The 8765-nt window shown below is 71.9% G+C and carries 9 protein-coding genes; 4 read left to right on the top strand and 5 right to left on the bottom strand.

Features of this window, described 5'->3' with window-relative positions; all coding sequences use genetic code 11:
• On the bottom strand, positions 1-248 hold a 248-nt coding region (locus KME77_RS04180; RefSeq protein WP_219462117.1), incomplete at its 3' end, for an enoyl-CoA hydratase-related protein.
• Between the two features lie 108 nt (positions 249-356).
• Positions 357-2015: an acyl-CoA dehydrogenase family protein gene (locus KME77_RS04175; protein WP_219462115.1), complete on the bottom strand. Its 1659-nt coding sequence runs from the start codon at positions 2013-2015 to the stop codon at positions 357-359.
• Between the two features lie 30 nt (positions 2016-2045).
• Here KME77_RS04175 and KME77_RS04170 point away from each other — a divergent pair, with 30 nt between their 5' ends.
• Complete coding sequence (locus KME77_RS04170) at positions 2046-2762, top strand: PaaX family transcriptional regulator C-terminal domain-containing protein (RefSeq protein WP_219462113.1); 717 nt, start codon at positions 2046-2048, stop codon at positions 2760-2762.
• An 18-nt stretch (positions 2763-2780) separates the two neighbouring features.
• Here the strand turns inward: KME77_RS04170 and KME77_RS04165 are convergent, their stop codons facing one another.
• From KME77_RS04165 to KME77_RS04155, 3 genes are all read right to left on the bottom strand, one after another.
• On the bottom strand, positions 2781-3809 hold the full coding sequence (locus tag KME77_RS04165; RefSeq protein WP_219462110.1) for a hypothetical protein: 1029 nt from the start codon (positions 3807-3809) through the stop codon (positions 2781-2783).
• Positions 3810-3871: 62 nt separating this feature from the next.
• The gene (locus KME77_RS04160) at positions 3872-5200 is read right to left on the bottom strand and encodes a glutamate-cysteine ligase family protein (protein WP_308250540.1); all 1329 of its coding nucleotides are present in this window, start codon (positions 5198-5200) and stop codon (positions 3872-3874) included.
• 117 nt (positions 5201-5317) lie between these two features.
• Positions 5318-6028, bottom strand: a complete 711-nt coding sequence (locus KME77_RS04155; RefSeq protein WP_219462108.1) for an SDR family oxidoreductase — start codon at positions 6026-6028, stop codon at positions 5318-5320.
• A 103-nt stretch (positions 6029-6131) separates the two neighbouring features.
• On the opposite strand from KME77_RS04155, the gene KME77_RS04150 reads away from it, so the two are divergent.
• The 3 genes from KME77_RS04150 to KME77_RS04140 all read left to right on the top strand — a co-directional run bounded on the left by KME77_RS04150 (position 6132) and on the right by KME77_RS04140 (position 8762).
• Positions 6132-6962 (top strand): helix-turn-helix transcriptional regulator, encoded by an 831-nt coding sequence (locus KME77_RS04150; protein WP_219462107.1) that lies wholly within the window; start codon positions 6132-6134, stop codon positions 6960-6962.
• Between the two features lies 1 nt (position 6963).
• Complete coding sequence (locus KME77_RS04145) at positions 6964-8001, top strand: zinc-dependent alcohol dehydrogenase family protein (RefSeq protein ID WP_219462106.1); 1038 nt, start codon at positions 6964-6966, stop codon at positions 7999-8001.
• A 155-nt stretch (positions 8002-8156) separates the two neighbouring features.
• Entirely contained in the window at positions 8157-8762 is a 606-nt protein-coding gene (locus tag KME77_RS04140) for a response regulator transcription factor (protein WP_219462104.1), read from the top strand.
• The last annotated feature ends 3 nt before the right edge of the window (positions 8763-8765 follow it).

The following is an 8765-nucleotide window of genomic DNA, read 5'->3' as shown; positions in this document are numbered from 1 at the left end:
ATCCTGGTCGCCCCCATCGGCCCGCCGCCGTCCTCGCTGACGTGGTTGTCGAGCGACTTGAGGTCGGCCCCGGCGCAGAACGCGCCCCCCTCGCCCCAGAGCACGGCCACCGACGCGTCGGACTCCTCGAAGTCGCGGAACGCGTCGGCCAGCGCGTCGGCGGTCTTGCGGTCGACCGCGTTGCGGACCTCCGGCCTGCTCAGCACTACGGTCGTGACCTGGCCTTCTCGCTCGATGCGTACGGTCATGCCTGCCTCCGTGATGCGATGGTCGGCGAAACGCGAGCGTACGGCGGGCGGTCGGCTGAGGCAAAGTCCGGGTCGGGGGCAGGGGCCGGGCCCGGGTCAGGGGCAGGGTCAGGCGAAGGCGCCCTCCACAAGGGTGTCGAAGTGGTCGGCGGGCGGGGCGTCGATGCCGCGCAGCGGCCCCCGGTCGGCCAGGTGCGCCTCGGCGTACAGGCGGGCGACGAGCGCCTTGCGCCCGTCGTCGAGCCCCCACGTGGCCTGGTCCTCCAGCAGCGCGGCGGCGTAGACGTCGGCCATGAACTGGGCCAGCGGGTACAGCCGCGCCTCGGCCGTCTCGTCGTCCAGCGCCTGCCAGGCGGTCACCGCCTTCTCCAGGTCGTCGATCGCCTGCCGGACCTGCTCGGAGCGGGCCAGCGAGCGCAGCCGGTCGAGGAAGGGCAGGTGGGCCTGTTCCTTGAGCATGGCGCGCCGCACGTCGAGGCAGAGGATGTTGTCGCCGCCCTCCCAGATCGGGTTGACCTGGGCGTCGCGCAGCAGCCTGGCGACGGGCCACTGCTCGATGTAGCCGTTGCCGCCGTGCACCTCGACGGCGTCGCTGGCGGCGGTCACGCCGAGCCTGGCCGCCCGCAGCTTGATCAGCGCGGGCGCGATGCGCAGCCGCGGCTCGACGTGGCCGTCGAAGACCAGCGCCTGGACGGCCTCGACCTCGACGATCAGCTCGCTCAGCTTGCGGCGCATCAGCGGCTGCTCGGCGAGCGGGCGCCCGAACGCCTCGCGCGCCCTGGCGTAGCAGAGCGACTCGGCCAGCGCCCGCCTGGCGACGCCGAGGCCCATCATGGCCACGCCCAGCCGGGAGGCGTTGGTGAGCCTCATCATGGTGCCGAGCCCGGAGCCGGCGCCGGAGCCGGTCCCGGCCAGCGGGAACGCCTCCGCGTCGGTGAACTCCACCTCGGCCGAGGCCACCGACCTGGTGCCGAGCTTGTCCTTGAGCCGCCTGATCCGCACCCCGTTGCGGGAGCCGTCACGGCGCTCCCACAGCACGAGGAACGGCGCGACCGCCCCCTCGGGCCGCCGGGCGAGCACCACGAAGGCGGACCCGTTGGCGTTGGAGGCGAACCACTTGAACCCGGACAGCAGCCACGCCTCCCCCGACGGCACGGCCGTGGCCTCCAGCGCGGCCAGGTCGGAGCCGCCGGTCCGTTCGGTGAACATCTGAGCGGCCTCGCCGGAGTAGAAGCCGTTGGCGAAGATCTCCCGCACCCGATCGCGTACGTCCGGCGGCGCGTGCTTCTCGGCCAGTGAGACCACCATGTCGCCGCCCGTGCCGAGCGCGCAGCCCATCCCGATGTCGGCCTGGTCCAGCAGGTACGTCCAGGCCGCGGCGAGCGCGGAGGGGTTCGCCCCGTTCGAGCGGGCCTCGGCGGTGAAGTCCGGGGAGGTGAAGTTGTTCGCCATGAGGGCGCGCCTGGCCGTCTCGAAGGACGGCGGCATGACGACCTCGCTGATGTCCCTGCCCCACTTGTCGTACTTCTCCAGGCGTGGCGGGTCACGGTCGGTGAGCTCGGCGCATTCGGCGATCGTTCCGCCCATCAGCGCGCCCAGTCTCTCCAGGTGCGGCTCGGCCCAGGCGTAGCCCTCGCCCAGGTGCCGCCGCATGAGCAGTTGCAGCGTAGGATCGCAGCTCCACCAGTTACGCCCGATAGCGCCCTGGTAGCGCTCGGTCGCGTAACGGTCGCTGCTGTCGAACGGTTCGATGAGATAGCGCCCCATGCCTCGGACATTACATATACTCGACACGCGATGGAAGAGCGTAATAATCTCAGTGCCCGGTCGGCCGTGCTCAGCGCGCTGCTCGGCTCCCACCCGCCCCAGCTCGCCGCCCGCCACCTGGTGCGCATCGGCGCGCTGTTCGGCATCGCCGAGGGCACCGTACGCGTGGCGCTGTCCCGCATGGTGGCGGCCGGCGACCTGGTGCAGTCCAGCGGCCGCTACACGCTCTCCGAGCGGCTCGTCGAGCGCCAGAGCAGGCAGGACGAGAGCCGCGACCCGCACACCAGGCCGTGGGACGGCACCTGGGAGATCGCCGTCGTCACCGCCGAGCGGCGCGCGCCCGCCGACCGGGCCGCCTTCCGGCACACGATGACCGCGCTGCGCCTGGCCGAGCTGCGCGAGGGCACCTGGCTGCGCCCGGCGAACCTGCTGCGCGAGTGGCCGGAGATCGTCACCGCGCAGTGCACGCTGGTCGACGGCCGCCCGCACCGCGACCCGACGCCGCTGCTGTGGGACCTCGACGGCTGGGCCGCCGAGGCGCGCCGGCTGGAGGACGCGCTGGACAAGGCCGAGGGGCTGCCGGACGGGTTCCTGGTGTCGGCGGCGGTCGTGCGCCACCTGCTGTCCGACCCGCTGCTGCCCGCGGAGCTGCTGCCGGCGGACTGGCCCGGCGGCCGGCTGCGGGCCCGCTACGACGCCTTCGACCGCCGCTACCGCGAGCTGCTCTACCAGCACCTCAAGGACTGAGGGCAAGCGGGGCAAAGGTCACAGCGCGACGGCGAAGACGATCCGCTTGTTCTTGAACTCGGTGACGCTCCACAAGCGGCCGCCCTGCACGGTCAGGTCCTCGGGCCCGATCGGGAACGGCCGGGTGACCACGGTGCCCGCAGTGGCCACGAACAGCTTGCCGTTGGTGGTGCCGTTCGCGGCCTGGCTCAGGTACCACTTGCCGCCGTGGGAGAGCCCGCCCTGGATCTTCTTCTGGCTCATGACGAACGCGTCCCTGGGCGTGCCGGTCAGGGGCAGGTCGTAGCGGACGGCGCGGCCGTTGGGGTCGTTCTCCAGGTACTCGCCGGTGATCAGCGTGTGCGGGCTGGTGCTGCGATCGATCGACACGAAGGAGAAGCGGGTGTCCGTGCCGGTCACGCGCCAGGCGTCGCACTGCGGGATCACGTACCGGTAGCCGAAGGCGTGGAACTTGCCGCCCTGGCGGCCGATGCGCTTCGGATCGCCCAGATCGCTCTGGGCGGTGCGCAGGTCGAGCACCTGGCGCAGGTCGAAGACGCGCAGGCCCCTGCTCGTGTCGGCCACGTAGAGGAGGTCGCCGTGCCAGGCGACGCCGCCCGCGTGGATGTTGATCGCCCCGTACGACCCGTCGGGCTTGGCCTCGACCAGCAGCGCGTGCTGGTACTTCAGCGTCTTCGGGCTGAGGAACGTCACCCTGATCCCGCGCTCGACGACCGGCGGCAACGGCTTGAAGTACCAGCTCGCCACGAAGACCGGCACGCTCACCGAGCCGGAGTCCTCGCCGCAGGTCAGCCCCTGCGGGTACCAGTCGGTGGTCTCCTGGTCGCCGGAGTCGAAGGCGTACCAGTCGAGGGGCTTGGGGCTCATCGAGCCCAGCGCCCCCGTGGCGCCCTTGCGCACGGCCGTCCTGTTGGCGTTGGCCAGCACGCTCTCGACCGACGCGCTGCGGATGGCGGCGGCCAGCTTGGCCGCCCCCTCGGCCAGCGTCCCCGTCGCCCGCCTTAACGTGAAAGGCGTCTTGTCTGTAGGAACTATCCCCGTTGCCATACTTTCCTCGCTCTTCCGGCTCTTTCCTGTGTAGGACGGCCCAGGAAACGCGGAAGTTCGATTCAACGCCACGTATGCACGGGTTGCCCCGTCAGGGCCAGCTCGCGATAGCGCCGCACGAGCTGTTCCCGGTCGCCGTCCACCTGGGCCAGCGTTTCACGCTGCCACACCGCTCCGGTACGGCGCAGCCGTGTCCGTTGCCGGACGACGTCGAGCGCGCCGTCAGCGTCGGACGGCGACACCCCGGCCGCCAGCAGCCCTTCCCTGGCCTCCGGCAGCAGCTCCAGCACCAGGTCGGCGGCCTGGAACTCGCCGTCCCTGCCGGGCCACGACAGCTTGGCGTCCAGCCCGTGCATGGCGGCGCGGTAGAAGTTCTGGTACGCCTCCGCGAACATGTACCCGGTCAGGTCCCGCTCCGCCTGCGACAGCGTCAGCCCGAGCAGGAACGCCGAGTTGGCCGCCATGTCCGCGCACGAGGGCCCCGCGGGCAGGGCGCGCATCTCGACGCGCAGGTGGCCGCCGTCGGCCGGGTCGTAGACGGGCCGGTTCCACTGCCAGATGGTGCCCTGGTGCAGCCGCAGCTCCGGCACCTCGTGCGGCCCGGCGTCGTCGGACAGGTCGGGCAGCACCGGGTCGTAGTCGTTGACGTAGCGTTCGAACAGCTCGTAGGCCCCTTCGCGCACCCAGTCGGAGCCGAAGGTGACCCGGCCGTCCTTGCGGTAGCGCCGCTCCACGTCGCGGTCGTCGGCCGCCTCCTCCATGAGCGCGATCCTGGTCTCCTCCCACAGGTGCCGGCCCAGGAAGAACGGCGAGTTGCCGCACGCGGCCAGCACCGGCCCGGTGGCCAGCTGGGCCGCGTTGAACAGCCGGGCGAACCGCTCCGGCGGCGTGCGCACGTGCACCTGCCAGGAGGTGTTGGCGGCCTCCAGGATGACGTCCTCGACCGCCAGCTCCAGGTCGTCGATCTTGACCAGGAACGGCTCCAGTCGCAGCCGCCGCAGGCCGCGGCTCAGGGCCCGGTAGCGGTTCTGGTCGCTGATCGCGTCCTTGGTGAAGTGGTCGGGGTCCAGGGTGGGCAGGATGCCGATGGGCACCGCGCCGCCACCCTCGACGGCCTGACCGGCGGCGCGGTCCACCTTGGTGATCGCCTCCTGCACCTCCGCGCCGAGCTGCTCGAACGGCTGCCCTTCCAGCGGCAGCGGGGTCAGGTTGGCCTCCAGGTTGAAGCGGCCCAGCTCCAGCACCACCCGGTCATCGTCGAGGGCGTCGCGCACCTCGGCGTTGCGGGGCAGGGGGCGGCCCCTCTCGTCCACGAGGAACAGCTCCAGCTCCGCGCCGATCGTCGTCGGGCCCTGGCCGAACCCCGGCGTGCCGAGCAGCTCGCGCAGCACGCCGAGCTGGTCGTGGAGACGCTCTCCGAAGCGCGCGTACTCTGCCTCAGAAAATCGCTCTTTATCTAGATCTTGTCCCATGCACCGGTATCTGTCCTGGTTGGTTCCCTCCACACCTCACCAGGGCAGTGTGCCGTCGTCGTGCAGGTAGGAGCCGGTCGGACCGTCCTCGTCCAGGGTCGCGAGCTTCACCGCGATGGCCGCGCCCTGCTCGGGCGTGCGGAAGCCGGTGTGGGCGTTGAGGTCGGTGGCGCAGTAGCCGGGGCAGGCCGCGTTCACCTTGATCGGGGTGTCCATGAGCTCCTTGGCGTACGACACGGTGATCATGTTGAGCGCGCTCTTGGAGGAGTTGTAGGCGGCCAGGTTGGTGTCCCAGTAGTGGGTGCCCCGGTCGAGGGCCAGGGTCATCGACCCCAGCTCGCTCGACATGTTCACGATCCGCGCGGCCCGCGACCCGCGCAGCAGGGGCAGCATCGCGTTGGTCACGGTGACCACGCCGAACACGTTCGTCTCGTACACCTGCCTGAACACCTCGGCCGGGATCGCGGAGGGCCGCTCGTCCTCCTGGAAGATCGCGATGCCCGCGTTGTTCACCAGGATGTCGAGGCCGCCGTGCTCCCGCTCGATCCACTTGGCCGCCGCCTCGGCGCTCTGCGGGTCGGTCACGTCGATCGGCACGTACGGCTGCCCGAGCCGCTCCGCGGCGGCCCTGCCGCGCTCCTCGTCGCGCGCCCCCACGATGGCGGTGACGCCGCGCTCGCCGAGCAGCCGCGCGATCTCGAAGCCGATTCCCTTGTTGGCACCTGTGATGAGTGCAGTCGTCGTCATGCCTGCCACGCTCGCGCCGACCGGGCGGGTACCGGGAGAGACCCGCGCAGGCTGGGATCAGCGGTACCACCCACCGTCGCCCGGACGGACGGAAGATGGAGGGATGAACCGCAAAGAACTCGCCGAGTTCCTCCGCAGCAGGCGCGCCCGCGTCGGGCCGCGGGACGTCGGGCTGCCGGACGGCGGCCGCCGCCGCACGCCGGGCCTGCGCCGGCAGGAGGTCGCGCAGCTCGCGGGCATGTCGATCGACTACTACATCCGGCTGGAGCAGGGCCGCGGGCCGCACCCGTCGCGCCAGGTGCTCGGCGCGATGGCCAGGGCGCTCATGCTGACCCAGGACGAGCGCACCCACCTGTTCAACCTGGCGGGGCAGGCGCTCGACCCGCCGCGCATCAGGAGGGACGTGCCGGAGCCGATCCTGCACCTGATCTCGTACCTGGAGGAGGTGCCCGCGTACGTGGTGGACGCCAAGTACGAGATCCTCGCCTGGAACCCTCTGGCCAGCGCGGTCATGGGCGACCTCGCCGCCCGCGCGCCCGGCGACCTGAACGTCATCCGCTGGATCTACCGCTCCCCCGACATCGGCGAGTTCCTCGGCGACGAGGACCGGGGCCGCTTCGCCCGCGGCGCCGTGGCCGACCTGCGGGCGGCGGCGGGCCGCTACCCGGACGACCCCGAGCTGCGCGCGCTGGTCGCCGAGATGCTCGCGCTGAGCCCCGAGTTCGCCCAGGTGTGGGCCAGGCACGAGGTGCAGATGCGCAGGGAGCACGTCAAACGCCTCGTCCATCCCGCCGTAGGCGAGATCGTGACGAACTGCCAGGTCCTCGCCGTCCCCGACCGCGAGGACCTGCGCCTGGTCCTCTACACCGCCGAACCGGGCTCCGCCTCGCACCGGGCCTTGCGCGAGTTGCGGCAGTTGACCCTAAGCTCATGAGATGCGAGCCGTTGCGTTTGACCTGTTCGGAGGGGAGCTCGACCTGCGCGAGCTGCCCGACCCGTCCCCCTCTCGGCACGGGGCGGTGATCAGGGTCGAGGCGACGGGGCTGTGCCGCAGCGACTGGCACGGCTGGCAGGGGCACGACCCGGACATCAGGGTCCTGCCGCACGTTCCCGGTCACGAGCTGGCGGGCGTGGTGGAGGCGGTCGGCGCCGACGTGCGCGGCTGGCTGCCCGGGGCGCGGGTGACCGTCCCGTTCATCTGCGCCTGCGGCACCTGTACGTCCTGCGCCGCCGGCGAGCACCAGGTGTGCGAACGGCAGACGCAGCCCGGCTTCACCCACTGGGGCTCCTACGCCGAATACGTGGCCGTCGACCACGCCGACGTCAACCTCATCCACGTCCCCGAGGAGATGGCCTACGTGACCGCGGCCGGCCTCGGCTGCCGCTTCGCCACCGCCTTCCGGGCCGTCGCGCAGGTGGGCGAGGTACGGCCGGGCGAGTGGGTGGCCGTGCACGGCTGCGGCGGCGTCGGCCTGTCCGCCGTCATGATCGCCACGGCGGCCGGGGCGCGCGTCGTGGCCGTCGACGTCAGCACCGACGCCCTCCAGCTCGCCGAGCAGGCGGGCGCCACCCACTTCGTCGACGGCTCGGCCGGTGACGTGGGCGCCCAGGTCAGGGAGCTGACCAGGGGCGGGGCGCACGTGTCCATCGACGCGCTGGGCAGCGCGCGGACCTGCGCCGCCTCGGTCGAGAGCCTGCGCCGCCGCGGCCGGCACGTCCAGGTCGGGCTGCTGCCCGGCGGGGCGACGCCGGTGCCGATGGACCGGGTGATCGGCCACGAGCTGCGGCTGCTCGGCAGCCACGGCATGGCCGCGCACGCGTACGCGCCGATGATGGAGATGATCAGGGCCGGGATCCTGCACCCCGACCAACTCGTCACCAGGACCATCGGGCTTGTCGACGCGGGCAAGGCGCTGGCCTCGATCGGCAGCGTGCCGGGGGTGACGATGATCACCCCGCGCCTGGGCCCGTGAGCGCTCGGAACCCGGGAGTCGCGGACCGTTCCCACCATCCCTGACCAGACGGAACTTCTGGCCGCGACCGGCCGGTGACATCTGCTTTTCACCCGATCCCGGATGCGTCAGACTTGAGGGCGCTCAGGCTTGCCGGCCGACCTACGAGGACGACAGTGATCCGGACCTTGCTCGCCGAGGACATGCACCTGGTGCGTGGGGCGATCGTGGCGCTGCTGGCGTACGAGGAGGACATCGAGGTCGTCGCCGAGGTGGATCGGGGCGACAGGATCCTCGCCACCGCCGCCGCCGTGCGGCCCGACGTCGCGGTGATCGACATCTCGATGCCCGGCAAGGACGGGCTGGAGGCCGCGGGCGAGCTGCACGAGAAGGTGCCGGACTGCAACGTGCTCATCCTCACCGGCGTCGGCACGCCCGGGCTGCTCAAGCGGGCGCTGGAGGCGCACGTGCGCGGGTTCATGGCCAAGGACGCGCCGCCCGGACGGCTCGCGGACGCCATCCGGCGGGTGGCGGACGGCGAGCGGGTCATCGACTCGGAGCTGGCCATCGCCGCGATGAGCCCGCCGGACGCGCCGCTGACGGACCGCGAGCTGGACGTGATGGTGGCGGCGGCCGAAGGGGCGACCGTGGCGGAGATCGCCGCGGCGCTGTTCCTCGCGGAGGGAACGGTCCGCAACTACCTGTACCGGAGCACGGCCAAGCTGGGGGCGCGCAGCCGGATCGACGCGATCCGGATCTGCCGCGAGGAGGGCTGGATCTGAGCC

Source organism: Nonomuraea rhizosphaerae, assembly GCF_019396405.1.
Lineage (GTDB): Bacteria > Actinomycetota > Actinomycetes > Streptosporangiales > Streptosporangiaceae > Nonomuraea > Nonomuraea rhizosphaerae.
Note: the sequence above shows the minus strand (reverse complement) of the source record. Positions and strands in the feature narration are given on the sequence as shown.